The following is a 26,609-nucleotide window of genomic DNA, read 5'->3' on the forward strand; positions in this document are numbered from 1 at the left end:
CTAATTTTCATCTTTACCTGCCAACGCTGTTGTTTCTGTAAAATTAATAAATTGACGAATATTGATGCCAACTTGACGTGTAATTCTGCCAGATTCATAAAGTTGTTGAATTGCTTCACGTTGGGCACTTAAAGCTTTTAACTCCAGTTCGAGTCGCATACGCTCATCCCATTGCCGTTGTTGCGGTGTATTAGGTCTATCAAGTATGTTAATCCGATTCCGGTAGGTCACAATGAAATTATACGCTACTTGGCGCTCAATTCTATTAGTAACCGTATCCGCACTAAACTTTGAGGCATAATCAGATAGTGCCTTAATAGCTGCTTTAGACGTTTCTCTTGTAATTAATTTATTTTCTTGACGAATACGATCAGTTGATTCATCGGCAAGCCATATACGAATATTACGAATCATCTTGACAAATAGAACAAAGAACCAACGTGTTGAGAAGTGCTGATATGATTGCATATCTCTTTTTTCCAAACGCTCTAAACGCTGGCTACTCATTGTATAAGCTAATGGTGATATTTTTTCCTGTGCCAAAAGCTGTTGCAAACAATCCCTTTGCGCTTTAATGGCAACATGCTGTAGTTGCTGTTCACTTTCAGTAAAAGCATCCCCATACGCGGCATTTCCTGAACGCTTTTTGAGCTGTTCAATAATTTGCTGTTTACGGAAAATTAAATCATAAACAATGGCTTGATTTTCTGAGCTTTGCATTTCCCGTAATATTTGAATACCGTAGCGCAATTCGATAATCCGCGCTTCATCTTCAGACATATACTGATCTGCTTGATGATGTTCATCATCTGTATCCTCATTATCATCAAAATCTGGCTGCGTAAAGTCTCTTGTTGTTGGTTCATTCGTCACAATGGGTAACATCAAGGTCGCAACTAACAAGCTCATAATCACCACAACCGCAGCAACAAAAATAAGTAAATCACGCTGTGGAAACTTAGCACCACTTTCTACAAATGCCGGCACAGTCAGTACTGCGGCCATAGTCACAGCACCACGAACACCCGTTAAACCAGATGTCAGCGCAATTCTAAATGAAATTTTGTTATCCTTATGTTTTAAACGATACGTCAATTGTGTTAAATAAACCCACGATGTCCGTAGCATAAAGATGATAAACCAGGTCACAATACCATACAAGATAGCCGTGCCTGTGTGTATTTGTGTACTGGTAACCACACCTGCCATGGCAAAAGGAATTTCAATACCTAAAAGCACAAAAATCACACCATTTAAAATATAAGCAAAAATCTCCCATGATCGTGTCATGGCTAAACTAATTTCAGGTGAGTCAATGTCCATATGTTGATCACTTAATATCTTTGTTAAGATACCACCGGTGACTACTGCAATCACACCAGATGCATGAAAAACTTCTTCAGCCACCCAATAAATGAGGAAAGGCATTAATAATGTAATCACAGCATGGAACATGACATCATTTAGCAAGGTCGCATTCGAAAATTTATCACGTAACCAACTCACTAAACTTGCTGAAACAAGCCCAACAATAGCACCAATAATTGAGATCCAAAAGAAATTACCAATGGCTTCTCCCAAAAGAAATGTTCCAGCCACCGTTGCTTTTATTGCCGTATTAAAGCTCACTAGACCTGTTGCGTCATTAATTAAACTCTCACCTTCCACAATATGCATAACATTAGGTGGTAATTTAACACGGCGCGCAATTGCTTGCACTGCAACAGGGTCTGTGGGTGATACGACAGCAGCTAAAGCTAATGCCACACTTTTAGGCAAAGATGGTATCAATAAATGAATCAAGAAGCCGCCCACTAATGTTGTCAGTAAAACTAAAACAATGGCATTACCCAATATTGGCCCACGCAGTTCCCACAACTCTCGTTTGGGAAAGCGCACCGCATCATTAAACAATAAAGGCGCAATAAATAAGAGCATAAACCAGTGCGAGTCAACATCAATACGTAGCCCTAAGCCAAAGGTTAAAATGAGGCCCATAGCAATTTGAAAAAAACTAGCCGGAATACCTGGAATAAAATGCGCCAACCCATTTGCAATGCCGACAGCTAAAACTAAAACAAGAACTGTTTCGAGTAAGACCATCAATTGTCCCCCAATATTCTAACTTCGGTTTCCAATGTCACACCAAATTTCGATTGCACGCGTTCCTGTACAAGATGAATGAGTGCCTCATAATCATTGCCACTACCATTATTAACGTTAACCATAAATCCAGCATGTTTCTTGGAAACTTCGACACCACCGACTCGTGTGCCTTGCAAACCGGCATCCATAATTAACTTACCCGCAAAATGACCTTCTGGTCGCTTAAACACAGAACCGTTAGAGGGATAATTAAGTGGCTGTTTGTTAGCCCTTTTAAAATTAAAATCATCCATCCGTAATCGAATAGCTTGACGATCATCAGGCTGTAACATGAATTGTGCACTGATAATAATACCGCCATTTTCTTGGAAAACAGATTGTCGATATCCAAAATCTAATTGTGCACCATCGAACTCCAGGAGTTGACCATCTGGCATTAACGCTGTCACGGATTGCACCACTAAATCGCACTGTCCGCCATAGGCACCGGCATTCATGAATACTGCACCACCAACGGAACCAGGTATACCAGCTGCCCATTCTAATCCAGACAGTCCGTGCTCCATTGCAACTTCGGTAGTTATAATTAAATCTGCACCAGCGTCAGCTGTAATCATGTTACCCTCAACAGTGATGGAACGCATATCTTGTGTCAGGATTGTCAATCCACGTAAACCACCATCTCTAACAACCAGATTAGATAAGCGACCAAATATATGGATTGGTAACTGTTTCTCTGTCGCCCACTGTGCAAGTATCGCCAATTCGTGGTGTGTTTTTGGTAATGCCAAAAAATCAACCAAACCACCTGCTTGTGTATGTGCATAAGGTGCTAATATTTGATTTTCTAAAATATTGATATGTTGTATTTTCATGAGGATTAATGCCTTTATTAGTTATTATAATATTTATTTTACCAAATAATGACAGTCAAACTTATGCTAAAATGAGTTTAACGACTTATAGGAGAAAATGTATGAAGTTTATTTCTTGGAATATTGATAGTATTAACGCTGCGGTGGAACATAAAAGTAATCGCGGAGAAATGACATGGGCTGTTCTCAATGAAATCAGCGAAATAGCGCCAGATGTTTTGTCAATTCAAGAAACAAAATTAAAAGCAAGTGGTTTAACAAAGAAGCAACTGGCTACACTAAACAGTCTCTTTCCAGATTACCATATTTTTGTAAATCCAAGTACCGGTAGATCTGGATACTCTGGCACAATGATGTTATCTAAAGTAGCCCCACTAAACATTGATATGCCAAAAATTGACGCACCAGGTGAAATGGACTTAGAAGGTCGAATTATTACTTTAGAATTTCCAGAATTTTATGTGTCGACAGTCTATACACCTAATTCGGGCAGCCAACTTGCCCGCCTGAACGACCGAGGCGCATGGGATGATGCTTATCGTCATTATATTCAATCATTAGATCAACAAAAACCTGTTATTTTTAGTGGTGATTTTAATGTTGCACATCAAGAAATTGATTTAAAGAATCCAAAGTCCAATCGTCATTCAGCTGGTTTTACACCAGAGGAACGTGAAAAATTCACAAATCTTTTAGACAGTGGCTTCACCGACACATTCCGTTATTTTGAGCCAACCCTCACAGGCGCTTATACTTGGTGGGCGCAAATTAGTAAAACAAGTAAAATTAACAATTCTGGTTGGCGCATAGATTACTATCTTACAAGTGAACGCCTTAATGAAAGATTGAAAGCGCATCACATATTAGATACTGGCGCACGTCAAGATCATGCACCGATTATGTTAGAAATCGACTAATATCACTAAAAAAGGTAGCAGTTAATAACTGCTACCTTTTTAGTGTTTTGATTATCGATACTTAACAAAAGGACGTAGTGCCTCTGCACCAAAATGCTGCGCCTCATAGATTAATATATTAGCAGCAGCGGCGGCATCATCTAAGGCATTATGATGGTGCACTAATGAAATACCTAAATTTTCAGCTACTGTGTTGAGCTTATGATTATTAAAGCTTGGGAAAAATTGGCGGCTTGTCCGTACTGTATCCAATAACATATAATGTGGTTCTTCTAAACCATAATAATTTAATGTGCCTTTCAATACACCATTATCAAATGGCGCATTGTGTGCCACAACTAATTTATCTTCTGTAAAAAGCGGTTGAATCACTGGCCACAATTCAGAGAACTTGGGGGCATCTAATACATCGTGTTCCTCAATACCATGAATAGCAACATTACGACGACTAAAGTAGGTTTCAGGACGAATCAAAGAATAAAATTCATCGACAATCTTATCATCCCTGACAATAGCCAGTGCAATTGATACCGCCGAATGGCGCTCATGATTTGCAGTTTCAAAATCCATCGCAATAAAGTTCATAATTTCAACTCCATTCTTTGCAAGATAACTTGCTGACCATCTGGCATGACAAAAGACTGCTGTCTGCCGGCCTTATTGAAATGCAGTTTTTCATAGATATGAATAGCAGCAGCATTATCAATTTGGACATCTAGCCAAATATAATGTACGTCATTTTCTCTAGCCCAATCTAAAAGTGATCCAACCATCAACTGTCCAAGCCCTAAGCCACTGTACTCATGAAGCACTGCTATACCTAATTCGCCATTTTCAATAGAGCCCATACCAACAGGTTGTGACTGCGTCCCTTGTTCAGCCATCATTAATAAAGTCACAGCAGGTCCGTCATCTACTAATTGTGCTTCATTTTCACCATCTCTTACGCCGGCAACATAAAAAGTATTTGATTCCGTCATTAATTTCGCAATAAGTTTCTGCCATTGTGGTGCCAAGGCTAATGTTGCTTGCTCAATATAAAATTCTATTGGTTGTGTTTCATCGAATATCATAGTTTTTCTTCAATGGCTTGATAATGCCCTTGTCCGTTGATACTGATTGTTCGCGTATGTTCATCAGAGCGTTTAAATACTAGTTCAACTCTGTCATTTGGTAATAAATCACGCATAAATTGAGGCCATTCAATAATCGTTAAACCGTCTGTACCGATATAATCTTCGAATCCTTGATCTGCTGCACCCGTCATTTCAAGACGATAAGCATCAAAATGATAAATTGGAAAATCTGTACCCTGGTAAGTATTTAAAATATTAAAAGTCGGGCTCTTAACACGAGATGCAACACCTAATTCTCGTGCCATACCTTGCGTAAATGTCGTTTTACCAGCACCTAAATCACCTGTTAAGGTCAAAATCATACCCGGCTGTGTATAACTAGCGATTTGTGAGGCTAATGTTTGTGTGTCCTTTGGACTATTTGTTACGAATTCTCTCATATCATTATTATACCGTGATTTGCTATAATTAGGGAAACTAGAAAATGTTTTTGGAGGAAAATGATGCGACCATTACAAGCCAAAATCATCGCAGATTTGCATGTGCAACCCACAATAAATCCCGAGGCTGAAATTCAACGTTCTGTTGAATTTTTGAAACAATATTTAATCAATAATCCGCAATACAATAGCTTAGTTATTGCAATTTCAGGTGGACAAGATTCCACACTCGCTGGTAAAATCGGCCAACTAGCCATTAATGAATTACGTGCAAGCCAATTCAACATGCCCTATCAATTCATCGCCATTCGTCAACCTTATGGTGAGCAACAAGACGAAGAAGATGCACAAGCTGCGCTGGACTTTATTCAACCAGATAAGGTTATAACAACAAATATTCAAGCAGCAACTGATGCCATGACACGTGATTTACGGTCAGCCGGCCTAGTTGTGGATGATTTGAGTCGTGGTTCAATCAAGCCCAAAATGCGAATGATTGCCCAGTACGCCGTGGCTAGAGAACATAACGGTGTCGTTATCGGTACGGATCATGCGGCTGAAGCTTTTGCTGGTTTCTTCACCAAATACGGTGATGGCGGTACAGATATTAATCCATTATGGCGTTTAAACAAGCGTCAAGGTCGTGATATGCTTATCGCCCTAAATGCGCCCAGTTCACTATATGAAAAAGTACCAAGTGCTGATTTAGAAGATGACCGACCACAATTGCCAGATGAAGTTGCTCTAGGTGTCACATACGAAAATATTGATAACTATTTAGAGGGTAAGTCAATCCCAACAAGTGATGCAGAAAAAATTGAACAGCTCTATTTGACAAGTCAACATAAGCGACATCAACCTGTCACAATTTACGACACTTGGTTCTACAATAAATAAAAGAAGCCCCATTGAGGGCTTCTTTTATTTATTATACTAAAGCTTGCGTAGCTGTAATAATTGCTACTTTATAAATATCTTCTTCGTTCGCACCACGGCTCAAGTCAGATACTGGCTTAGCTAAGCCTTGCAAAATTGGCCCAATGGCTTCAAAACCACCCAATCTCTGGGCAATCTTGTAACCAATATTTCCAGCTTCCAAACTTGGGAAAACAAAAACATTAGCTTGCCCAGCTACTTGAGAATCTGGTGCTTTAGATTTAGCAACATTTTCAACAAAAGCAGCATCGAACTGTAACTCCCCATCGATTTTATCAGCTAAATCTGGTGCTAAATCTTTAGCCAATTGTGTTGCTTGCGCAACCTTATCAACTGTAGGATGTTGTGCTGAACCTTTGGTTGAAAAACTAAGCATTGCCACCTTAGGATCAATATCAAATACCTGTGCTGTTTTGGCAGATTGAACAGCAATTTCAGCCATTGTTTGTGCATCAATATCAATATTAATTGCTGCATCTGCAAACACATAACGTTCATCACCCTTTTGCATGATGAATGCACCAGAAATTCGTGATGAACCAGGTGCTGTTTTAATAATTTGCAGTGCTGGACGAACTGTATCACCAGTGGGATGTGTTGCACCAGATACCATACCATCTGCTATCCCCATATAAACCAACATGGTGCCAAAATAATTAACATTCTTCAGCCATTTAGCTGCTGTTGCACTATCTGTTTTGCCTTTACGACGTTGTACTAAAGCAGCATTCAAAGCTTCTAATTTACTTTCAGGATATGTCAAAGGATCAATAACTTTAACTTGGCTTAAGTCAAAATGATGTTCTGCGGCAGTTTGATCAATTGCCACTTCATTGCCTAGTAAAATAACATTAACTAATCCCTCATCCGCTAAACGCACCGCTGCACCTTGGATACGTGAATCTTCTCCTTCGGGGAAAACAATGGTTTTGTGTTGATCAGATATTTTAGACTTTAATTGTTCAAATATATTCATTAGTTGCTCCTTATGATGGGTTTACAGATCAAAATAGGTAATGACATACCTCATACTCTCATTATATCGTATAGTTTGACCCAGGTATATATAAGCACCTTAATTTGTGATTTTAATCACTTATTTTAACCAATCAATGGGTTCTCGGCCATTTTTCTCCAAGAAATGATTCGCTTTTGAGAAAGGTTCACTACCAAAAAAACCACGATAAGCAGATAATGGGCTAGGATGTGCACTTTTTAAAATCAAATGTTTTTGACTATCAATCAATTTACTCTTAGATTGTGCATATTTCCCCCATAGAATAAAGACCTTTGGCGCATCATCATCACTTGCAATTTGAATTAAACAGTCTGTTAATGGTTCCCAGATCTGATTAGCATGTGCATTAGCATGATGTTCTGGGACTGTTAAAACACTATTTAGCAATAACACACCTTGTTGCGCCCAGCTCACTAAATCATGTGATTGACGCTGACCAATATCTGTTGACAATTCCTTTAAAATATTTTTCAAAGATGGTGGTGCTGGTACATCATCTGGTACGGAAAAGCTTAATCCCTGCGCTTGCCTTTCTTCATGATAAGGGTCTTGGCCCATAATGACAACTTTGGTCTTGTTTAGTGGTGTAACCTCTAAAGCCGAAAATATTTTATTTTGTGGTGGATAGATTGTTTGCCCGGTCGCATAAGTTGATGCAATAAATGCTGCAACGCTTTTTAAGTATTCTGGTGTTAATTTTTCTTTAATTGGGTGTGCCCAAGTGGTATGTGATAACAAAGTTTTCTCCTCTTCATGTTAAAATGATGATGAAAGGTAGCAAATACTATGAGTACTTTCTATTTACGACAACGACATCAATTAGATAACGGTGTAAATATGGTCTTTGATGATGCGTTTCATGCGGTTTATTTGGTTGCGGGACGTTCCGGAAAAAAGCACGATGAAATTTCAGTTTATGATATGTCAGGTAATGTCTTAGTCCGTATAGAACAAACGTCTTTTGGTATTTTACCAAGATTCAATCTTCGATACCATGGCCAAGTGATTGGCTCTATTAGCCTTACTTTTGGTCATCTTGGCGACTTCGTTTTTATTCGTAAACTTAATTGGTTAATTTCTGGTAATTTCATTGCTAACCGTTATATTATAACGCATAATACAAAAAAACTTCTCAGTGTAAAGCCTTCCCATCAACCAGACGGCATTTATAACAAACTTAATGTTACATATGACACCCAAGCACCTTTGCATATTGCAATTGTTGCATTATTAGATATTTGGGGCATTCGGTCATCTCTACTGCGTCACTTTAAGTGGTTACCAGGTCAAAAGGGTATCTATAATATTACAATGAGCCGTAAGTGTTAACTATCTATAACTAAAAGTAAGTGGAATTTCTATTTAATGTTATACTGATAATAGTAATTAACGATGATATTCAATTGGAGGTTCTAATGTCACTTAACGATACTTACACACTGAGCAACGGGGTTAAAATACCTGTCATTGGTTTTGGTACTTGGCAAGCACCGGATGGCGATGTCGCTTATCAATCAGTTCGTAGCGCCCTTGATAATGGCTATCGTCATATTGATACAGCAGCTATTTATGGTAACGAAGTGTCCGTTGGTCGTGCTATTGCCGATTCGGGTATTGCGCGTCATGAATTATTTATCACTACTAAGCTGTGGAATGATGCGCACGATTACGATAGTGCACGGCAAGCCTTTCAGACTTCACTTGACCGTCTAGGCTTGGATTATGTTGATTTATACCTTATTCATTGGCCTAATCCCAAGCATTTACGTCAAAATAATCAATGGGAAATCGGTAACGCTGAAGCATGGCGTGCGATGGAAGATATTTATCAAGCTGGTAAAGCCCGTGCGATCGGCGTTTCAAATTTTCAAATAAGTGATTTAAAATCTTTAGAAAAGCATCAAAGTATTGCACCGATGGTTAACCAAAACTTCTTAAATCCATCCGATCAACAAAGTGAATTGGTTCAATATAATCAACAGCATAACATCCTAAATGAAGCTTATTCCCCACTGGGTACCGGTAAATTATTGTCAAACCCAGTTATTGAAAATATTTCCCAAAAATATAACAAATCAGTTGCCCAAATTTTAATTCGATGGTCACTTGATAAAGGATTTTTACCCTTACCAAAATCAACACATGCTGACTACATCAAAGCTAATACTGACGTTTTTGATTTCAGTCTATCTGCTGATGATATCCAACAGTTGGATAATTTATCTGGCAGTGCAGGATTACATTTAGATGCTAGCCAGGCTGACTTTTAAAAATACCTCTAACTATAAAAAACTACACCAATGTTTGGTATAGTTTTTTTATATTAGAGGTATTATTTACGAAGTGCTTAATTCTGTTTTTTATTTTTTATAGAATGCCGTGTTCCATAAAAAATATATACAAGTACACCTATCAAAAACCAAAATCCGGCTAAAATTTTAGCATCAATGTTTAACTGAAAGAACAAAAATAATGAAGAAATTCCAGCTATGACAGGTAATACTGGATATAGCGGCATCTTAAATCCAGAATGATCGATATCATCACGACGCCGTAAAACTATAACCCCAAACGATATCATGGTAAAGGCAATAAGTGTTCCAGCAGAAACTAAATTAGTCAGCAAAGTTATTGGGAATATGGCACCCAAAATAATACTAATAATTGCTAATACGCTTAAAGCAATAGACGGTGTTCCTGATTTATTAGTGCGTCCCATTGCTATTGGCAATAATCCATCTCTCCCTAAAGCATACATTAACCTCGATCCACCTAAAGATACGCCAATCAACATAGAAAAAATACCAACAAGAGCTACAAGTGATAAAATATTAGCCACAAATAGGTGCCCCGATTGACGTAAAGCCCAAGCAGCTGGATCAGTAATATTAGTGTACTTAGTATATTTAAACATTCCAACCATAACCAATGATGCTCCAATAAAAAGCATAGTAGCTAACCCGAGAGTAGCAAAAATAGCTCTAGGTACTGTTCTTTGGGCATTACGAGCTTCCGCCGCATTAGACGTCATCATATCAAAACCTATGTATGCAAAAAATATTTGTGAGGCACCAGCTATAATTCCAGACCAACCGAAGCGTGTACCTCCTTCATTTTCAGGAATAAAAGGATGATAATTATGGATATTTATTGCTGTTAGTCCAACTGCAATAAATAAAATAATTACTGCAATTTTACCAACAACAAGCCAATTTTCTACTCGAGCAGTATCTCTAATACCACGCGATAACAAGAACCATACTATGAGTATGGCAATAACAGCAAATAAATCAAAAAACATACCTGCCTTGGGATTAAATGTGCCAGATATAGCTTTTGGTATACTAATGCCAAAAGTAGATAAAAATCCTCTAATATATGCTGACCAGGCTGAAGCTGAATAAGCCAACGCAATTAAATATTCCGCAAGTAGTGCCCATCCTGCAACCCATCCCCAAAATTCACCGTAAATAATATTTGACCAAGTATATGCAGACCCTGCAAAAGGCAACGCCGATGAAAATTCGGCATAAGCTAATGCTGATAGTCCAGCGACAACGGCCGCTATAATAAACGAAATAGCCACAGCCGGTCCTGCATAGTTAGCAGCAACCACCCCAGGTATTATAAAAATAGCAGCTCCAACAACAGTACCTATACCTATTGCTGTTAATTCCTTAGTGCCTAAAGCATTTCCATCTAGACGTTGATCTAAGCGCGTATATTCCTTAAGCGATGCCTTTCGGCTAAATTTTCTAAAAAAAGATATCTTTCCACTCATTACTACATATCCCCAAAACTATTTATTAATTATTGCCAAGCTTATTTAAAGTGCTATTAAATCATTTCCAAATGCAGCTGTTGCGGTTTTGCCCAACCCATTTTACGCATAATTCGATAGCCAACAAAAGATACAATCACCGGCACACCAACACCAATGCCCATATAAGCAGCAAAGGCAACTGGGTTTGAACCAGCTAATGCTAATGGTACGATAAATGAATTAAAACCAATGCCTGCCATTGAAAAAGGTGCTGTGACATGGAAAACCATTGTCGCAATTGGTGCGGCAATTGCAGCACCAATCATTGGCGGTATGATCAAAGCTGGATTTTGTGTTAAATTAGGAAATTGAATTTTTGGTGTCACAATGCCTTGCGCAATCGTGGCACCAATTTTATTTTCTTGAAATGACATTGCAGGAAAGCCAACAAACACAGCTGTTGTCCCAATTAATATGGCACCAGCAGCTTCAGCTGAAGTGACACCGGTCGCACCAATTGCTACAGCCAACGCTGCCGCTGAGGCTGGTGTCATTGTCATTGCACCAAATGCCATCGCCACAACTGCTGTACCAACAATGGGATTTACAGCGACACTAGCAGCAATAAACTGCCCCACTGCTACCAAGAACGGTGTTGTAATCATTGCCAAGTAGTAACCTGACACAGTGCCAATAATAGTCGTCGCAGCTGGAACAATCACCATGTCCAAAGGCGTCTTACCGCTTAACCATTTACCAAATAGAACAGCAATCAATCCAGCAATCACCGCTGAAATAGGTTGCCCTGTTGTCATCACAGCTGATCCAGCAATTTGCGAACTGGCATATCCTGTAGCCGTAATGCCTTGAACAGTTTTATCAGTAAAGAACACAGCATTAGCGCCGACAGTAGAGGCAGCCATAGCAGCAAACATGACCATTGTATTGGTTTTCATTTGTGAAGCAATAGCAGCACCAAACGCTGCAGGTAACATGACTTTTGTAATCGCACCCATTTGTGCCATTGGTGCCCAATCAATAAAACCAGCAATAGTCTGTAGCAACAGCCCCATACCTAATGTTACCAAAATAGCATTAGATACCGCTGCGCTGACGTTATAGATTGTCTCTTTTACAGTGCCGGCATGTCTATTCTTTTTGCCAATCATCTGTTGTACATTTTCTCTTTGTTGTGAAGCTGAATTCTGGGCCATACTCATTCTCCGTTTCCTCTTTCAAAGCAATTCGTCCAACAAGCATATCGTGTATACATAAAAAACGTCCCACGATTGCTCGTTAGGACGTTTGTCAATAATACATTTCCCTAACCAGCTACTAAACTAACTTGGTGTCTAGTAGCTGGTATAACGCAAATAACAACCAACTAGACTCTAGATGAGTAAGAGGTTGAGGAGAAGTGTTTGATTCAAGCGAACATATTGGTTTGTCATGATTCATTTCTCCTATCTATTTTTATTATGCGTATAACTATATCTTGATTATAATAAAATGTCAACTTATTTTTAATATTTCTCATAATTTTATTACCGAAAATTTTAACCATTATCCTAATAATGTTATAATAGACCGACACGGAGGATTACATGATAAAACGTCTTTTTACATACATTGGTATTATTGTCACAATTATTGTTGTCTTATTAATTAGTATTCCAGTTATTTTAGCCCTACTGGGAGTTGCTGTACCTGTTATCTTGTCACTGATTGCAATTGCCGCGCTTTTTGTACTTATACTCGTTGCCATTATTGGCATTACTGCCTTAATTTTATTCTGGCGAATGCGGCATATGATGAAACAAAATCAATCATTTGACTTTAATCACAACGATCAGCATTATTCTTTTTATTTTAATGATCAGACATCCTATTCAAAACATCGTAAAGATGTAACCCAGGAATCAGAAGATGATTGATTATCCAGACTATCTTAAAAGTTTAGAATTGCTCCAACGCTACTATCAGCAGCAGCCTAAAATAATAAAAAAAGTGACATGTATCTTGTCAACGTTACAACAACTAGCCCAGCGGCAATTACCATCCACTGATATGCCATACATACCGCTTACAGCACAAAATTATTGGACGGCATTGAATCACGACCCCCAACATATTACCCTTCTAGATAATACGTTAAATGATTTTAGACAAGTGTTAATCGAGCAATTCGGTATATGGCATTTACCAAATCAACAGTGGATTAATGATTTACATCATTTTATTTCTGGCCGAACATCACTAGAAATCATGGCTGGAAATGGTGTTATTAGTGCTCAATTATCGCAATTGGGTGATGATATACTGGCAACTGACAATCTCAATTGGCACGGTCAAGATAATGAAACCCCTACTCCTTGGTTGCCTGTAGTGCATCAGGACGCGCTGCACACAGTGCAACAAAAAGCACATCTTATTGATGTAATCATCTTAAGTTGGGCACCAGATACTAGTTATACTGATTTAGACATACTGCGTTGGCTCAGGTCTACTCATTGGCCTGGTGATTTTATTATCATTGGCGAAAAAAATGGTAGTACCAATTCATCAGCTTTTTGGCAAGCTGCCACATTAACACAACCGCAACGCCTTAATCAGCATCATCAACCTTTTGACTATTTTCAAGATCAGGTATGGTTGGTCAAATAAAAAAGAAGCCTAACCATGGCTTCTTTTATTTTCAGCTAATGTCACTGTACTCTCTAATAGCGTTGCAATTGTCATGGGCCCAACGCCACCTGGAACTGGTGTAATATAACTCGCTACTGCTTCAGCACTTTCAAAATCAACGTCACCAGTTGCCTTCTGATTGACAACATTCATACCAACATCAATGACAACAGCACCAGGCTTTAGATCTGCACCACTAATGAAATTAGGGATACCAACACCAACCGTCACAATATCAGCTTGCTTGAGATATTCTTTTAGTTGTGCTGCTGGTGTATAACGATGGGCCAATGTCACAGTTGCATCAGCATTAGTTAATAAGGCTGCCATTGGTCGACCAAAAAGTTGGGAACGCCCGATTACCAATGCCTGCTTACCAAAAGTTTCAATATCATATTCACGCAATAAGGACATGACACCTTGTGGTGTAGCTGCCACTGTGTATTCTTCTGGTGAATCAGCAAAGAGCATACCTTGATTTGTTGCGCCTAAACCATCGGCATCTTTACTAGGTAATACAGCAGAAAAAATATGACGCTCGTTAACATTTTCAGGTAACGGACTTTGAATCAAGATGCCAGTTATATGATCATCTTCATTCAAACGTTCAACAATTTTTAAAACGTCAGCCGTAGTCGCATGTGCATCTACTGGAATATCTTGTGTTTGAATGCCTACTTTTTCAGCTGCGCGTGCTTTCATACCCACATAGAGTTCACTACCCTTATTATCAGGATCATACACTACTGCTAAGGTCAATGGGTCTGTCAATGCTTCTACACGTTGCAGTGTTTTTGCATGGATTTGTTTTGCTAACTTTTTACCGTCTAAAATTATTGCCATAATATCTCCCTGTGGTTCGTCCTAATGTTATACTATATCAAGTTATTATAATGGAGATTTAGCTATGATACAAAAAAATCGTTTGTCGTGGGATCAATATTTTATCGCACAAGCAGCAATTTTATCGACACGATCAACTTGTAACCGTTTACACGTCGGCGCTATTATTGTCAAAAATCATCGTATTATCGCCAGCGGATATAATGGTTCAATCGCCGGAACCCCTCATTGTACAGAAGTCGGTGATTTGATTGTTGATGGACACTGTGTGCGTGCCGTACATGCTGAGCAAAACGCTTTAATGCAGGCTGCCCAAATGGGTATTAGCGTGGATGGTGCTGAATTATATGTGACAGATATGCCGTGTTTACAATGTACAAAATTATTATTGCAAGCTGGTATTCAAACAATAAAGTTTATGCGCGATTATCATAATGATACATTTGCCAACGAACTATTAACACAAAAAAATGTTAAATTATTACAAATCCCCTTCAAACCAGCAACAGCTCAACAAATTAATTTAGAGCAGTTTATTGTAGATTAAGTATACGTTATAATCATTTTAAAAATTATGTAAGGATGCAATGTATGTCACAAAACGAACAGCAATATTTGGATTTAGCCAAAACTATTTTAGAAACTGGTACACACAAGTCAGATCGTACAGGTACTGGTACTCGCTCTTTATTCGGCGCTCAGATGCGTTTTAATCTTCAAGAAGGATTTCCTATACTTACGACCAAGAAAGTGTTCTTTGGCCTCATTAAAAGTGAATTATTATGGTTTTTGCGTGGTGACAATAATATCCGTTTCCTTTTGCAAAACAACAATCATATCTGGGACGAATGGGCATTTAAGAATTGGGTAACTTCTTCTGAATATACTGGTCCAGATATGACAGATTTTGGCCTTCGTGCACAAAGTGATCCAGAATTTAATCAAATTTATCAAGAGCAAAAAAGTCTCTTTGTAGATAAAATTTTGAATGATGATGATTTTATGGAAAAATTTGGTTATATTGGTGAAGTTTACGGCAAACTTTGGCGCGACTGGGAAAATCAAGACCCAATGGATCAAAACGCAACCCTTCATACTGATCAAATTCAAAATCTAATTGATGGGATTAAAACAACACCTGACTCACGCCGACTTATCGTTAGCGCATGGAATGCTGGTTCAACACCAAATGCACCATTGCCATCATGCCATGTACTCAGCCAGTTTTATGTTGCTGATGGTAAATTAAGTGCACAACTTTATCAACGATCAGCTGATATTTTCTTGGGTGTCCCTTTTAACATTGCAAGTTATTCATTACTCATTCATATGATTGCTGCACAAACTGGCTATGCTGTTGGTGACTTTGTACACACATTAGGTGATGCCCACATTTATAACAATCATGTGGCACAAATCGAAACACAACTTTCTCGACCAATGCATCCCCTACCAAAGTTATGGCTTAACCCTGAAGTTAAATCGATCTTTGATTACACAATGGATGATATTAAATTAATTGATTATACAAGTGAACCAGCAATTAAAGCACCTGTGGCTGTTTAAGTGGTACACAAAAAGAACTTGGTCTACGACCAAGTTCTTTTTTATTCTACAGCAATTAGGAAAGGATAAAGCGGTTGTCCACCATCATGAACTTCGACCTCTATATCTTCATCAATACTCTGGATAAATTCAGCTAACTTCTTAGCATCACGTGCTTTAGCTTGTTCACCAAAAATAATTGTTACAATCTCAGATTCATCATCTAACATTGATTTTACGGTATTTTCAGCCGTTGTGAACAACTTATTACTGTTTACAACAATCTCACCATCAACAATGCCGAGATAGTCACCATTAGCAATCTTTTGACCATTTAATGTTGTATCTCTCACTGCATGTGTGATTTGACCAGACTTAACATCACCAATCATATCCAACATATTTTCAGCATTATCTGATAAGTCAGCATTGGGATTATAGCCTAACATTGCTGTTAGCCCTTGTTGTATTGTTCTTGTTTTAACAACGACTACTGGTGTTTCAGAAATTTCTTTTGCCTGCTCGGCAGCCATAAAGATATTACTGTTATTTGGTACGATAATCGCTTTTTTAGCACCACTTTTTTCAATTGCAGTAACGATATCTGCAGTAGATGGATTCATTGTTTGTCCACCTGAAATCACAGTATGCACACCTAAGCTTTTAAATAACGCTGCAACACCATCTCCAGCTGCAATCGTGATCACTGCTGTGTCAGAAACTGGTGCAGTCATCTGTAACCGTGACTTTTTAGCTTCCTCTGCGCGTTGTGCATCAATTACTGCTTGTTGTTGATCACGCATATTATCAACCTTAACTTTTACCAACGAGCCATAATGCGTTCCCCAAGATAATACTTCCCCAGGGTTCTCTGTGTGGACGTGTACTTTAACAATCTCATCATCATTAATCACAAGTAATGAATCACCTAACTGTGCTAAATGTTGATAAAATGTATCATAATCAAAATCATGATCAAAGGTTGTACCTTGTCCGATCTGTACCATAATTTCTGTACAGTACCCATACTCGATATCATCAGGACTTAAATTAGCATCTGCTTGCGCACCAGCATGTAACTTTTTAACCATTTGGTCAAGTTCCGCATTATCCGGTGCCTGTATCGCTTCTTCATCAAAATTATCACTTAATACTTGATAGAAAGCTTGCAAAACAAACATGAGTCCTTGTCCACCAGAATCAACAACCCCAACTTCTTTTAAAACAGGTAGTAAATCTGGTGTTTTATTCAAGGCGATCTGTGCCGCTTGCGTCACGTCAGCCATTAGGGCCACAACATTATCTGTTTCTTTAGCTGATTGGTTGGCTTGTGCTGCCGCTTCGCGTATAACAGTTAAAATCGTACCCTCAGTTGGCTTCATTACTGACTTGTAAGCCGTCTGTGCACCAGACATCAGTGCATCCGCTAAATCACGTGCGGAAAGTGTTTGTTTGCCTTCGACACTATTAGCAAAGCCACGAAAAATCTGAGATAAAATAACCCCTGAGTTACCACGTGCACCCATTAACAAACCTTTTGCTGTCGCTTTAGCTAAAGCACTAATGTCGGTTTCTAATACGTCACGCTCATACTGCGCACCACTTGCCATTGATAAACTCATATTGGTACCAGTATCACCATCAGGAACTGGAAATACATTTAACTTGTTAATTTTTTCTGCATTAGCAGCTAACGTGGCTGCCGCTGCGTTAATCATTTTACCAAATTCAACATTGGTAATTTCTGTCAACATTTCGACTGTCATGGATTCTCCTAGTCACTCACACGCACACCCTGAACAACAACATTAACTTCAGTGGCGCGAATACCCAAGAGTGCGTCTAGATTATACTTTACTTTATTTTGAACTGATTTTGATACTTCTGACAACTTTGTGCCATACTCAACAACAATATAAACTTCAACATTAATACCGTTATCGTCTTGATGCACTAACACACCCTTAGCATAATTTTCACGATTGAGAATTTGATTCATCCCATCTCGAAAAGTTGCTTTAGATGCCATACCGACAACACCAGGATTTGCAATAGCAGCACCACCAACGATAGTTGCAATTACATCATTTTCAATATCAATATCGCCATTTTTAACTTTAATTTTAATTGTCATTATTCAACTTGTGCAAGAAAACGAACGCACTTTCCTCCTATTAAAAGGTTCAACTTGGTATTAGTTTAACATAATGTTATGTATAAATAAAAAATATACATTCATCACATTACAATTTTCACAAGCATAAAAAAAACCACCGTGTGGTGGTCTTTTTAAACACGTTCAATAGAACCGTTTTTTAGTCCGGCCTTCAAAGTACGCGCCGTCAAGTAAACCTTCTTTGGTGCGCCACCATTGATCTTAACCGTCACTTTTTGCAAGTTTGGCTTCCAGCTACGACGACTTGAGTTCAACGCGTGTGAACGTTGGTTACCAAAACGTGTACGTGCACCTGTAATAGCATCTTTTGCCATGTTCGACCCTCCTTCTCGAGCCAGTTATTTTAAATTAAAAGCTCTTTCTACAACAATATTAAATTTTACCAGAAATTAACACAATTAACAAGCTAATCTGTATACTTCTCTAAAATATTAGCCAACTGTTCTTTATTATGGAAACCAGTCAATCGTTCTACCACTTCACCATCTTTTTTAATGAGTAAGGTTGGAATGGCACGAACACTAAATGAAGCTGGTGTAGCGGGATTAGCATCCACATCCATTTTAACGAACTTAACATTATCCATCTCACCTGATAGTGCATCCAATACAGGAGATTGCATACGGCATGGGCCACACCAAGTTGCCCAAAAATCAGTAATTGTTACACCTGTATTTGTTTCCTGTTCAAAATTACTGTCTTCAACTACTTTTACTGTCATAAGTAACCTTCTTTCTAGATTGCGTCAATTGCATTTAAACATCACATGTTTGGACTGTCATAATGATACCTTGTTTGAGTGAAAAATGCACTTGCTCACCGATAAATTCATTGGAGGACCACATTTTAGGCATCAGTTGTGTTGTATTTAAATCAAGCGTATATTTTGCATCTTTAATATGAAAATCATTAATATTAGCTAACGCCATAAAACCCAAATACCGTGTTTTATCATTCTTGATGAGTACATGCTCGCCCGGGCCAAAATAATTCACAGCATTACATTTATCGATAAAAGTAACTTTTTCTCGAATCACGGTAAATTTTTCATCACCCATTTGCCATAAATTACTCAATAAATGATCTAGTCTACCGCCAGTGGCACCAAATACCTTAATATGAGTAGGCTGCATATCTCGAGCATACATCAAGGCTAATTCTGTATCTGTCTCATCTTTTTCAGCTTTTACATGAATCACTTGCGTATCAACAAAATGCTGCTGTAACTCTTGATATTCAGATAGCGTTAAAGAGTCAAAATCACCAACTGCCATCTTCATGTGTACCTGATGCTGATACAAATACCATGTCCCACGATCTGCACCAATCCATTGACCTGGTTCCTCAAAAATATTGTCTGGCCACAATTCTGTTGGCCCACCAGCTAATATATTAATCTGCATCTTTCGTTAATGCTTTCAACAACTTAATCTTAGCGGCTGGATCAACTTTATCATAAACGTATGAACCAGCTACAAAAACATTGGCCCCCGCTTCGTATGCTGCAGCGATTGTTTTGTCGTTAACACCACCATCAATTTCAATGTCAAAGTTCAATTCTTTTTCTTCTTTAAATGTCTTTAGCTGTTCAATCTTTTCAAGTGTTTCTGGTAAGAACTTTTGTCCACCAAATCCTGGGTTAACGGTCATAACTAGTACCTGATCCACCATGTGCAAAACAGATTCAATAGCTGAAACTGGTGTTCCCGGATTAATCACAACTTCTGCTTTTACACCTTTTTGCTTAATCATTTGCAAAGCACGGTGAATATGTGGTGTTGCTTCAACATGAACACCAATAATATCAGATCCAGCATCCGCAAATGCATCAACAAATCGCTCTGGATTTTGGACCATCAAATGAACATCCAATACCAAGTCAGTTTCTGGACGTAATTGTTTAACCCAGTTTGGGCCATATGAAATAGCAGGTACAAATTGACCATCCATCACATCAATATGCAAGTATTCTGCGCCAGCCGCTTCAACGAGCTTCACATCGCGCTCTAAATTTGTATAATCTGCACTTAAAATTGAAGGTGAAATAATTCCTGACATTGTTGTCTCCTTTAGCATAACGACTTATTCATGCTTCTGTCTAAATGATACGCTATTTTTGTTTTTTGTATTTTGGCTTCTGTGATTTAATTAAGTCATAAAAGCTCTTATAGTTATTGTACCGCGATTGTACAATTGTGCCAATTTCTACGGCTGATTTCACGGCACAATGAGGCTCATTTAAATGTAAACATCCCCTAAACTGACAATTTTGTCGCACCGCTACAAATTCAGGAAAATAATCATCTAGCTCATCAACTGAAAAATCAAAGACTTCATAAGAAGAAAAACCGGGTGTATCACCAATGAGTGCCGATTCAACCGGGATCAACTTTACTTTTCGCGTTGTGTGTTTTCCACGACTTAATGCTTTTGAAACTTCACCCGTTTCCAATCCTAATTCAGGTGATAAATGATTTAATAAAGTTGATTTACCAGCGCCAGTTTGTCCCATAAAAACAGCCACTTTATGCTGTAATTGTTCTTTTAATTGATTAAAAGCGACATCCTGTTGATGTGGTGCTGGCAATATAACCTCATAACCAATATTTTGATAATTTTGCTGGATTAATTTGAAATCTTCATACTCATCATTTGTGAGTAAATCAGTTTTTGTAAAATAAATGAGTGGTACAATTTGTGCCGCTTCTAAAGCAACAAGTTGTCGATCTAATAAATTATTTGCAAAATTGGGTTCTTTAGCAGCAGTAATAATAACCGCCAAATCAATATTTGCAACTGGTGGCCGCACCAAAGCATTATGGCGAGGATGAATTTTCCAAATGAGTCCCTCATCATTTTGACTTTCGTAATCGACAAAATCACCAACCAAAGGTTTTTGCTTTGATTTGCGAAATTCGCCGCGTGCGCGCGTTCTTTCTATTTGTCCTGATTCATTTTGAATATCATAGAAACCACTTAGTGATTGAATAATTCGGCCTGTTTTCATCATATCAAGCTCATTTTGTCCTTCCATGTCATGCTTTATATTTTATCATGAATTACTTTATAAAAAGAAAAGACAGCATATACGCTGTCTTTTAATTTGATGAATCATCGTTATCATTTGATGCGCTATCGGAACTATCTTCGTCCGATGACGATGATGACGAACCACTGCTACTTGAAGATGACGATTTTGATGAGGAACTTGAAGAAGATGCTGTTCCCAATGAAATCGTTACCATCAAAGTATCATTAACAGTAATCGTTGACCCACCACGAATCGATTGAGAAATGACTTTCCCTTTACCGATTTTATTATCATTAACTTCATTAAAATTCACAATAATATTATTGCCAGTCGCCCATGATTCAACATCTGCTCTTGTAGATGAATCGGTAAAATCAGGTACTTGTATTTTAGCTGGGCCCGTTGATACTGTAAAATCAACCGTCGTCTCAGTTGGATCTACTTTATCATCTGCATTCAAAGACTGATTGATAATTTTATTATCGTCTACATCATTAGAAGCAATTTCTTTTTTATTAACACTATATCCCTGAGCACGTAATTGTGTTGATATTGTATCATAATCCGAGCCAACATAATCACCAAAACGCACTTTTTGTCTACCTGTTGAAATAATTAAATTAACTGTATCATCCTTATAAGCACGTGCACCACGTTTGGGGTCAGAACTAATCACATGCCCCTTTGTAATGCTCTTAGACGTTGTCCGTGTAACAGTCCCCACATTTAGACCCAGCGTTTTTATTTTACGCTCTGCATCTGCCTGCGAGTCATTAACCACATTAGGCACATTAACACGATTAGAAGCATTAACCATATAAACTGTACCACTACCCAACACAATTAAAAGGCCTAATACCAGTACCCATGGCCAACGTTTTCTATCTTTAAATTTAATACCATGTTTGCGTAAAACATCACGCACATAATTCGGCGTTCTTTCCACCAACTTCGCAATTGTCTTAACATGATAATTTTTTGCGCCATATTCAATAATTTGATCATCCACGGTTTTTGGAATCGGCATATCATCCTTATTCAAAGCCGTTTCGGTAGTCACACCATCTCGCAGTTGGCTTTGTATCTGATCCATCGGAATAATACGTGTTTCATTTTCTTCAGTAGACAACGGCACAAAACGCTGCTCATTAGCACGCCGTGGCGATAATGCTGTACGTAAATCATCCAACATGGCCTGCGCACTAGCGTATCGGTTTTGAGGTAATTTAGTTGTTGCCTTTAAAATCACATTTTCTAATGCTTGTGGAATTCTTGGATCAAAATCGCGCACTGACGGCATATCAGAATTCGCATGTTTTAATGCAATTGAAACCGCAGTTTCCCCTTCATATGGCACCTTTTTAGTTAGCATCTCATACAAAATAACACCTAAAGCATAGATATCAGACTTATCAGAAGCCATACTGCCTCTGGTTTGTTCAGGAGAAAGATAATGAATGGAACCGACAACAGTATTTGTTTGTGTCATTGTGTGATCAAACTTAGCAACCGCAATACCAAAATCGGTAATTTTAACTTTATCAGCTTTATCGATTAAAATATTTTGCGGTTTCAAATCACGATGAATAATACCAGCTTCGTGCGCTGCTTGAACAGCACTTAAAACCTGCAGCATAATATCAATTACCTGCTGATAAGGTATGGGAAAATGATTGGCAATATATGATTTCAAATCAGTGCCATCAACGTATTCCATAATAATATATTGGGAACCATCGACTTCACCAACATCATATATTTGGACGACATTATCGTGAACCAGCTCGGTTGCAGCCACGGCTTCCCTTTGAAATCGTTTCACTAGTGTTTGATCGTCTTTCATATCAAGACGCATACATTTACAAGTGACATCACGATTTAAAAATTCATCATGCGCCAAATATACATTTGCCATACCACCACCACCAAGTGGCCTGATGATACGATATCGATTATTAATGAGTGTATCCGGTAACATGAGTGACGTTAATCCTTTTCATTTTGTTGCTGACACAATAACGCTGTAACGTTATCTGGCACATCATTATCATTAGCTTGTTGAACCAATGCATTAGCGCGTTCCTCAAGTGTTAAATCATATTGACTCAATGTTGCTTTAATATCATCTTTAGTCAAGACCTTAGTGATACCATCTGATGTTAATAGTAAAATATTGGATGGCAAAAATTCGTGCTGAGATATTTCAAGATCCACACGTGTATCTACGCCTAAATACCGCGTTAAACTATTGGCATTAGGTAATTGTTCAGCATCGGCTTTTGTAATCCGACCCGTTCTTAATAATTCATTTTTTAGGGAATGATCAAATGATAGTTGTGTCAGTTGATTATCATGCAAACGAAACGCTTTTGAATCGCCTAAATTAGCTAACAATAACTGCTGATTAAAGATAACCGCAATAATTAATGTGGTAGCCATCTGGGATAAATCTCGGAAACGTTCACCCGCCTGTAGCATTGCATCATTTTCTAACTGAGCACGATTTTTAAGCCAGTCAACCGTTGCTTTCATCATTTCTATGGAGGTACTTTCCCAAGCATTACCAAAGTGTTCAACAGCCATTGCGCTGGCAACCTCGCCACCTTCATTTGAGGTCACACCATCAGCTACAATAAGCATCCAAAGGCCCGATTGGTTTTGAAAAGCACCAACGTAGTCCTCATTATCACCTTTTCTATTACCAGGATCAGTTAAATATGCTACTTCCATATCTTATTCATGCACCTTTTTTAATTCTCAATTGTTAATCAACATCAATCTTTTGAAACGTAGCAACAAAAAAGCCGTCCGTATGATAATCATGCGGATATATTTGCAATGTCATTTCTTCACGATCTGCTTTCAAGTTATGCGCTGTTTGTGTCCGTACAAGTTCAAAATCGGGATGCTCTTTTAAAAATAAATTAACAACATTGTCATTTTCTTGTTGCAAAATTGTACAAGTACTGTAAACTATGATACCATTTTTTGCTAGATTTTGGCTAACAGCGGATAAAATTTCCAATTGTAATTCAGCCAAATGGTTAACATCGGCTAATGTTTTATCATAACGAATTTCTGGCTTTCGGCGCAATAGCCCTAGTCCCGAACACGGTGCATCAACCAAAATACGATCAAATTGCTGATGCGCAAAATGACTTGGCACATCTCGTGCATCTAAACTAAGTGCCTCTACACGATCACCAACGCCAAGCCGTTTAGCGTTATCTTGAATTAACTTGACTTTGTGCTGATGAATGTCGAGTGCTGTAATACTTGCCTCAGATGATATCATCTGTGCCATTTGTGTTGTTTTTCCACCAGGCGCAGCTGCAGCATCCAATATTGTTTTCACATGCTGGTTTAACTGCAAACTTTCAACTGGGAGCATCGCACTTTCATCTTGAATAGTAATCCAGCCTGATTGGTACGCTTTTGTTCCTGCAACATAACCGCCACTAATCACTAATGCATCTCGTGCAACTTCAGATTTTTTAACAGAAAAACCTTCGTTTTCTAATGATAGAGTAACATCATCTACACTCGATAACACCGTATTCACACGAACACTTTGGCGAGGAACATCATTAATTGTCGCCAACATACTTTGCGTTTCAGTTAAACCATTTTGTTCAATCAATGTTTTAATTAGCCAAATAGGTAAACTAAACTTAACAGATAATGCTTCAATATTATCTTCTATAGCTGATATATCACGCAAACCTTTACGTGATATATCATGCAAAATGCCAGTCACAAACTTTCGGATACCAACATGTCCTAAGATTTTAGCTACTTCGATTGACTCGTTAAATACAGCATGTTGTGGGATCTTATCCAAATATTGCATTTGAAATAGCGCTGTATACAGTAGTTCGCGAACCCAATCATCCAATTTCTTATTAGCAACAAATGGTTCTAACCAATATGCCAACGTTAATCTGTGCTGAATAACACCATAAACCAAGGTTGTTAATAAGCGCCGATCAGCATCGGACAAGTCATGTTTTTTAATAACCTGGTTCAATTGTAAATTGGAATAAGCCCCATCTTTAACTCGTGCTAAAGTTTGAACGGCTAGTACGCGTGGGTTATTTGTCTGTATTTTCATAATTCAATATTCTCCGCCCATACATCGTTAACGTCATAATGATTACCAACACCATTTAAGTAATCTTGAATTAACATTTTAGGTTTCCCGGCTGGTTGTAGTGCATTAATTTGTAGAACAGTACCGTTAGCTGCAGCTACTGAAAACTGCTTCTTATTTTTTATGACAACTTGTCCTGGCAATAAAGTTGTTGTGATATCTAAAGGTGTCACATCAATTAATTTCATACGTTTTTTATCCACAACAGTATAAGCTGGATGCGTTGGATATAAGCCACGCACATGCCAATCAAGTGCTTGTGCTGTTTCTTTTTCAAAATTAAGTGCCTGCTGTTCATGCGTAATATTCGGAGAAAAACTGACTAACGCCTCGTTTTGTGGCTTTGGGTGAATCTGGCCCGTGATTATTTTAGGTAATGTGTCCATTAGCAAATCACGACCCGCAAAACTCAATTTCTCAAACATAGTGCCCACATTATCAGATGACAAAATTGGAACCTTTACCTGATCAATGACATCGCCAGCATCCATTTTTTTGACCATATACATAATTGAAACACCTGTCTCTTCATCACCATTCATAATGGCATAATGTACTGGTGCGCCACCGCGGTACTTCGGTAACAATGAAGCGTGTGTATTAACTGCCGCAATTTTAGCCGCAGCTAATAACGCTGTTGGTAGAAATTGACCAAATGCTGCTGTGATAATAAAATCAGGTTGTAAGGCAATAATTTCGGCCATTTCAGGAGAATGTAGCATTTTATCAGGTTGTAAAATGGGAACATCGTGTGCCAATGCGGCTACCTTTACTGGACTTGCGACTAATTGATGTTTTCGGCCTTGCGGGCGATCTGGCTGTGTTACAACCGCTTTAACTTGATAATCTGCACTTTGAATTAGCGCTTCAAGTATCGGTACAGCAAATTGTGGCGTTCCCATAAAAACAACTGAATATGTCATAATTCTCCTTTTTCATACCACTGTAGGTTGGATAATGTGTTGATATCTTAACTTCTTAATAAAATGTACAAAACAGTTTCCATTATAACAAATAATCCAGACAACTGTTTTTTAATTACCATTGT

Annotated in this window: 29 protein-coding genes; 8 read left to right on the forward strand and 21 right to left on the reverse strand. The window is 38.2% G+C overall.

The genetic code is table 11. The features are described 5' to 3' along the window. Together C5L23_RS07840 and murB are read right to left on the reverse strand one after the other, a co-directional pair. Entirely contained in the window at positions 1 to 2,103 is a 2,103-nt protein-coding gene (locus tag C5L23_RS07840) for a cation:proton antiporter (protein WP_133264645.1), read from the reverse strand. After that, positions 2,103 to 2,981: a UDP-N-acetylmuramate dehydrogenase gene (gene murB / locus C5L23_RS07845; protein ID WP_010008617.1), complete on the reverse strand. Its 879-nt coding sequence runs from the start codon at positions 2,979 to 2,981 to the stop codon at positions 2,103 to 2,105. Before murB ends, C5L23_RS07840 begins: the two co-directional genes overlap by 1 nt. A 101-nt stretch (positions 2,982 to 3,082) precedes the next feature. Here murB and C5L23_RS07850 point away from each other — a divergent pair, with 101 nt between their 5' ends. Further along, positions 3,083 to 3,898 carry an exodeoxyribonuclease III gene (locus C5L23_RS07850; RefSeq protein ID WP_010008618.1) on the forward strand — a complete coding sequence of 272 codons (816 nt, stop codon included), beginning with the start codon at positions 3,083 to 3,085 and terminating at the stop codon, positions 3,896 to 3,898. A 51-nt stretch (positions 3,899 to 3,949) separates the two neighbouring features. On the opposite strand, the gene C5L23_RS07855 is transcribed toward C5L23_RS07850, so the two are convergent. From C5L23_RS07855 to tsaE, 3 genes are read right to left on the reverse strand one after another with little or no spacing between them, the layout of a single operon-like run. Further along, positions 3,950 to 4,483: a 3'-5' exonuclease gene (locus C5L23_RS07855; RefSeq protein WP_010008620.1), complete on the reverse strand. Its 534-nt coding sequence runs from the start codon at positions 4,481 to 4,483 to the stop codon at positions 3,950 to 3,952. Beyond that, the gene (locus C5L23_RS07860; RefSeq protein WP_010008621.1) at positions 4,480 to 4,971 is read right to left on the reverse strand and encodes a GNAT family N-acetyltransferase; all 492 of its coding nucleotides are present in this window, start codon (positions 4,969 to 4,971) and stop codon (positions 4,480 to 4,482) included. The genes C5L23_RS07855 and C5L23_RS07860 overlap by 4 nt, the downstream gene beginning before the upstream one ends. Then, positions 4,968 to 5,414, reverse strand: coding sequence for a tRNA (adenosine(37)-N6)-threonylcarbamoyltransferase complex ATPase subunit type 1 TsaE (gene tsaE, locus C5L23_RS07865; RefSeq protein ID WP_010008623.1), 447 nt, complete (start codon positions 5,412 to 5,414; stop codon positions 4,968 to 4,970). Before tsaE ends, C5L23_RS07860 begins: the two co-directional genes overlap by 4 nt. Before the next feature lie 63 nt (positions 5,415 to 5,477). Here tsaE and nadE point away from each other — a divergent pair, with 63 nt between their 5' ends. Continuing rightward, positions 5,478 to 6,311: an ammonia-dependent NAD(+) synthetase gene (gene nadE, locus C5L23_RS07870; protein WP_010008625.1), complete on the forward strand. Its 834-nt coding sequence runs from the start codon at positions 5,478 to 5,480 to the stop codon at positions 6,309 to 6,311. 31 nt (positions 6,312 to 6,342) lie between these two features. Here the strand turns inward: nadE and pta are convergent, their stop codons facing one another. Both pta and C5L23_RS07880 read right to left on the reverse strand, forming a co-directional pair. Continuing rightward, positions 6,343 to 7,326 carry a phosphate acetyltransferase gene (gene pta, locus C5L23_RS07875; protein WP_010008626.1) on the reverse strand — a complete coding sequence of 328 codons (984 nt, stop codon included), beginning with the start codon at positions 7,324 to 7,326 and terminating at the stop codon, positions 6,343 to 6,345. A gap of 120 nt (positions 7,327 to 7,446) precedes the next feature. Beyond that, positions 7,447 to 8,106: a uracil-DNA glycosylase gene (locus C5L23_RS07880; protein WP_133264647.1), complete on the reverse strand. Its 660-nt coding sequence runs from the start codon at positions 8,104 to 8,106 to the stop codon at positions 7,447 to 7,449. 48 nt (positions 8,107 to 8,154) lie between these two features. On the opposite strand from C5L23_RS07880, the gene C5L23_RS07885 reads away from it, so the two are divergent. Together C5L23_RS07885 and C5L23_RS07890 are read left to right on the forward strand one after the other, a co-directional pair. After that, on the forward strand, positions 8,155 to 8,697 hold the full coding sequence (locus tag C5L23_RS07885; RefSeq protein WP_010008630.1) for an LURP-one-related/scramblase family protein: 543 nt from the start codon (positions 8,155 to 8,157) through the stop codon (positions 8,695 to 8,697). Positions 8,698 to 8,783: 86 nt separating this feature from the next. Further along, positions 8,784 to 9,638 (forward strand): aldo/keto reductase, encoded by an 855-nt coding sequence (locus C5L23_RS07890; protein WP_010008631.1) that lies wholly within the window; start codon positions 8,784 to 8,786, stop codon positions 9,636 to 9,638. 77 nt (positions 9,639 to 9,715) lie between these two features. On the opposite strand, the gene C5L23_RS07895 is transcribed toward C5L23_RS07890, so the two are convergent. Then, a complete protein-coding gene (locus tag C5L23_RS07895) occupies positions 9,716 to 11,149 on the reverse strand; it encodes an APC family permease (protein ID WP_133264648.1) in 1,434 nt (477 codons plus the stop codon). A gap of 56 nt (positions 11,150 to 11,205) precedes the next feature. Continuing rightward, on the reverse strand, positions 11,206 to 12,300 hold the full coding sequence (locus C5L23_RS07900; protein WP_373419082.1) for a PTS sugar transporter subunit IIC: 1,095 nt from the start codon (positions 12,298 to 12,300) through the stop codon (positions 11,206 to 11,208). Positions 12,301 to 12,735: 435 nt separating this feature from the next. Between C5L23_RS07900 and C5L23_RS07905 the strand changes: the two genes are divergently transcribed. Next, a complete protein-coding gene (locus C5L23_RS07905) occupies positions 12,736 to 13,065 on the forward strand; it encodes a hypothetical protein (RefSeq protein WP_010008635.1) in 330 nt (109 codons plus the stop codon). Beyond that, positions 13,058 to 13,795, forward strand: coding sequence for an SAM-dependent methyltransferase (locus tag C5L23_RS07910; RefSeq protein WP_133264650.1), 738 nt, complete (start codon positions 13,058 to 13,060; stop codon positions 13,793 to 13,795). The genes C5L23_RS07905 and C5L23_RS07910 overlap by 8 nt, the downstream gene beginning before the upstream one ends. A 9-nt stretch (positions 13,796 to 13,804) precedes the next feature. Here C5L23_RS07910 and C5L23_RS07915 read toward each other — a convergent pair whose 3' ends face one another. After that, positions 13,805 to 14,659, reverse strand: coding sequence for a bifunctional 5,10-methylenetetrahydrofolate dehydrogenase/5,10-methenyltetrahydrofolate cyclohydrolase (locus C5L23_RS07915; RefSeq protein ID WP_010008639.1), 855 nt, complete (start codon positions 14,657 to 14,659; stop codon positions 13,805 to 13,807). A 64-nt stretch (positions 14,660 to 14,723) separates the two neighbouring features. On the opposite strand from C5L23_RS07915, the gene C5L23_RS07920 reads away from it, so the two are divergent. Next, entirely contained in the window at positions 14,724 to 15,206 is a 483-nt protein-coding gene (locus C5L23_RS07920) for a deaminase (protein WP_133264652.1), read from the forward strand. A gap of 44 nt (positions 15,207 to 15,250) precedes the next feature. Then, the gene (locus tag C5L23_RS07925; RefSeq protein WP_010008641.1) at positions 15,251 to 16,225 is read left to right on the forward strand and encodes a thymidylate synthase; all 975 of its coding nucleotides are present in this window, start codon (positions 15,251 to 15,253) and stop codon (positions 16,223 to 16,225) included. Positions 16,226 to 16,266: 41 nt separating this feature from the next. On the opposite strand, the gene C5L23_RS07930 is transcribed toward C5L23_RS07925, so the two are convergent. The 11 genes from C5L23_RS07930 to fmt form a co-directional block, all read right to left on the reverse strand. Further along, entirely contained in the window at positions 16,267 to 17,970 is a 1,704-nt protein-coding gene (locus C5L23_RS07930; protein ID WP_010008642.1) for a DAK2 domain-containing protein, read from the reverse strand. A gap of 8 nt (positions 17,971 to 17,978) precedes the next feature. Further along, the gene (locus tag C5L23_RS07935; protein ID WP_010008643.1) at positions 17,979 to 18,338 is read right to left on the reverse strand and encodes an Asp23/Gls24 family envelope stress response protein; all 360 of its coding nucleotides are present in this window, start codon (positions 18,336 to 18,338) and stop codon (positions 17,979 to 17,981) included. 155 nt (positions 18,339 to 18,493) lie between these two features. Next, complete coding sequence (gene rpmB / locus C5L23_RS07940; RefSeq protein WP_010008645.1) at positions 18,494 to 18,694, reverse strand: 50S ribosomal protein L28; 201 nt, start codon at positions 18,692 to 18,694, stop codon at positions 18,494 to 18,496. Between the two features lie 92 nt (positions 18,695 to 18,786). Continuing rightward, positions 18,787 to 19,101 (reverse strand): thioredoxin, encoded by a 315-nt coding sequence (gene trxA / locus C5L23_RS07945; RefSeq protein WP_010008647.1) that lies wholly within the window; start codon positions 19,099 to 19,101, stop codon positions 18,787 to 18,789. 34 nt (positions 19,102 to 19,135) lie between these two features. Beyond that, positions 19,136 to 19,783, reverse strand: coding sequence for a thiamine diphosphokinase (locus C5L23_RS07950; RefSeq protein WP_010008649.1), 648 nt, complete (start codon positions 19,781 to 19,783; stop codon positions 19,136 to 19,138). Then, a complete protein-coding gene (rpe, locus tag C5L23_RS07955; RefSeq protein ID WP_133264654.1) occupies positions 19,773 to 20,438 on the reverse strand; it encodes a ribulose-phosphate 3-epimerase in 666 nt (221 codons plus the stop codon). The genes C5L23_RS07950 and rpe overlap by 11 nt, the downstream gene beginning before the upstream one ends. Before the next feature lie 52 nt (positions 20,439 to 20,490). After that, a complete protein-coding gene (rsgA, locus tag C5L23_RS07960) occupies positions 20,491 to 21,387 on the reverse strand; it encodes a ribosome small subunit-dependent GTPase A (protein WP_133264684.1) in 897 nt (298 codons plus the stop codon). 91 nt (positions 21,388 to 21,478) lie between these two features. After that, positions 21,479 to 23,389 (reverse strand): Stk1 family PASTA domain-containing Ser/Thr kinase, encoded by a 1,911-nt coding sequence (gene pknB / locus C5L23_RS07965; RefSeq protein WP_010008653.1) that lies wholly within the window; start codon positions 23,387 to 23,389, stop codon positions 21,479 to 21,481. A gap of 8 nt (positions 23,390 to 23,397) precedes the next feature. Continuing rightward, the gene (locus C5L23_RS07970; RefSeq protein ID WP_010008655.1) at positions 23,398 to 24,141 is read right to left on the reverse strand and encodes a protein phosphatase 2C domain-containing protein; all 744 of its coding nucleotides are present in this window, start codon (positions 24,139 to 24,141) and stop codon (positions 23,398 to 23,400) included. A gap of 34 nt (positions 24,142 to 24,175) precedes the next feature. After that, on the reverse strand, positions 24,176 to 25,522 hold the full coding sequence (gene rsmB / locus C5L23_RS07975) for a 16S rRNA (cytosine(967)-C(5))-methyltransferase RsmB (RefSeq protein ID WP_133264656.1): 1,347 nt from the start codon (positions 25,520 to 25,522) through the stop codon (positions 24,176 to 24,178). After that, entirely contained in the window at positions 25,519 to 26,484 is a 966-nt protein-coding gene (gene fmt, locus C5L23_RS07980; RefSeq protein ID WP_010008658.1) for a methionyl-tRNA formyltransferase, read from the reverse strand. The genes rsmB and fmt overlap by 4 nt, the downstream gene beginning before the upstream one ends. Positions 26,485 to 26,609 lie beyond the last annotated feature (125 nt).

The sequence above is a fragment of the Leuconostoc fallax genome (genome assembly GCF_004354645.1).
GTDB classification, from domain to species: domain Bacteria; phylum Bacillota; class Bacilli; order Lactobacillales; family Lactobacillaceae; genus Leuconostoc_B; species Leuconostoc_B fallax.

What these genes read in the sequence shown, in the direction of transcription:
- trxA (WP_010008647.1), bottom strand. Translation starts at nt 19,101, where the DNA reads ATGACAGTAAAAGTAGTTGAAGACAGTAATTTTGAACAGGAAACAAAT.
- rsmB (WP_133264656.1), bottom strand. Translation starts at nt 25,522, where the DNA reads ATGAAAATACAGACAAATAACCCACGCGTACTAGCCGTTCAAACTTTA.
- rpmB (WP_010008645.1), bottom strand. Translation starts at nt 18,694, where the DNA reads ATGGCAAAAGATGCTATTACAGGTGCACGTACACGTTTTGGTAACCAA.
- C5L23_RS07890 (WP_010008631.1), top strand. Translation starts at nt 8,784, where the DNA reads ATGTCACTTAACGATACTTACACACTGAGCAACGGGGTTAAAATACCT.
- C5L23_RS07910 (WP_133264650.1), top strand. Translation starts at nt 13,058, where the DNA reads ATGATTGATTATCCAGACTATCTTAAAAGTTTAGAATTGCTCCAACGC.
- C5L23_RS07900 (WP_373419082.1), bottom strand. Translation starts at nt 12,300, where the DNA reads ATGATTGGCAAAAAGAATAGACATGCCGGCACTGTAAAAGAGACAATC.
- C5L23_RS07970 (WP_010008655.1), bottom strand. Translation starts at nt 24,141, where the DNA reads ATGGAAGTAGCATATTTAACTGATCCTGGTAATAGAAAAGGTGATAAT.
- C5L23_RS07855 (WP_010008620.1), bottom strand. Translation starts at nt 4,483, where the DNA reads ATGAACTTTATTGCGATGGATTTTGAAACTGCAAATCATGAGCGCCAT.
- C5L23_RS07850 (WP_010008618.1), top strand. Translation starts at nt 3,083, where the DNA reads ATGAAGTTTATTTCTTGGAATATTGATAGTATTAACGCTGCGGTGGAA.
- C5L23_RS07920 (WP_133264652.1), top strand. Translation starts at nt 14,724, where the DNA reads ATGATACAAAAAAATCGTTTGTCGTGGGATCAATATTTTATCGCACAA.
- C5L23_RS07925 (WP_010008641.1), top strand. Translation starts at nt 15,251, where the DNA reads ATGTCACAAAACGAACAGCAATATTTGGATTTAGCCAAAACTATTTTA.
- C5L23_RS07930 (WP_010008642.1), bottom strand. Translation starts at nt 17,970, where the DNA reads ATGACAGTCGAAATGTTGACAGAAATTACCAATGTTGAATTTGGTAAA.
- murB (WP_010008617.1), bottom strand. Translation starts at nt 2,981, where the DNA reads ATGAAAATACAACATATCAATATTTTAGAAAATCAAATATTAGCACCT.
- C5L23_RS07885 (WP_010008630.1), top strand. Translation starts at nt 8,155, where the DNA reads ATGAGTACTTTCTATTTACGACAACGACATCAATTAGATAACGGTGTA.
- pknB (WP_010008653.1), bottom strand. Translation starts at nt 23,389, where the DNA reads ATGTTACCGGATACACTCATTAATAATCGATATCGTATCATCAGGCCA.
- C5L23_RS07840 (WP_133264645.1), bottom strand. Translation starts at nt 2,103, where the DNA reads ATGGTCTTACTCGAAACAGTTCTTGTTTTAGTTTTAGCTGTCGGCATT.
- tsaE (WP_010008623.1), bottom strand. Translation starts at nt 5,414, where the DNA reads ATGAGAGAATTCGTAACAAATAGTCCAAAGGACACACAAACATTAGCC.
- rpe (WP_133264654.1), bottom strand. Translation starts at nt 20,438, where the DNA reads ATGTCAGGAATTATTTCACCTTCAATTTTAAGTGCAGATTATACAAAT.
- nadE (WP_010008625.1), top strand. Translation starts at nt 5,478, where the DNA reads ATGCGACCATTACAAGCCAAAATCATCGCAGATTTGCATGTGCAACCC.
- fmt (WP_010008658.1), bottom strand. Translation starts at nt 26,484, where the DNA reads ATGACATATTCAGTTGTTTTTATGGGAACGCCACAATTTGCTGTACCG.
- pta (WP_010008626.1), bottom strand. Translation starts at nt 7,326, where the DNA reads ATGAATATATTTGAACAATTAAAGTCTAAAATATCTGATCAACACAAA.
- C5L23_RS07935 (WP_010008643.1), bottom strand. Translation starts at nt 18,338, where the DNA reads ATGACAATTAAAATTAAAGTTAAAAATGGCGATATTGATATTGAAAAT.
- C5L23_RS07950 (WP_010008649.1), bottom strand. Translation starts at nt 19,783, where the DNA reads ATGCAGATTAATATATTAGCTGGTGGGCCAACAGAATTGTGGCCAGAC.
- rsgA (WP_133264684.1), bottom strand. Translation starts at nt 21,387, where the DNA reads ATGAAAACAGGCCGAATTATTCAATCACTAAGTGGTTTCTATGATATT.
- C5L23_RS07895 (WP_133264648.1), bottom strand. Translation starts at nt 11,149, where the DNA reads ATGAGTGGAAAGATATCTTTTTTTAGAAAATTTAGCCGAAAGGCATCG.
- C5L23_RS07860 (WP_010008621.1), bottom strand. Translation starts at nt 4,971, where the DNA reads ATGATATTCGATGAAACACAACCAATAGAATTTTATATTGAGCAAGCA.
- C5L23_RS07905 (WP_010008635.1), top strand. Translation starts at nt 12,736, where the DNA reads ATGATAAAACGTCTTTTTACATACATTGGTATTATTGTCACAATTATT.
- C5L23_RS07915 (WP_010008639.1), bottom strand. Translation starts at nt 14,659, where the DNA reads ATGGCAATAATTTTAGACGGTAAAAAGTTAGCAAAACAAATCCATGCA.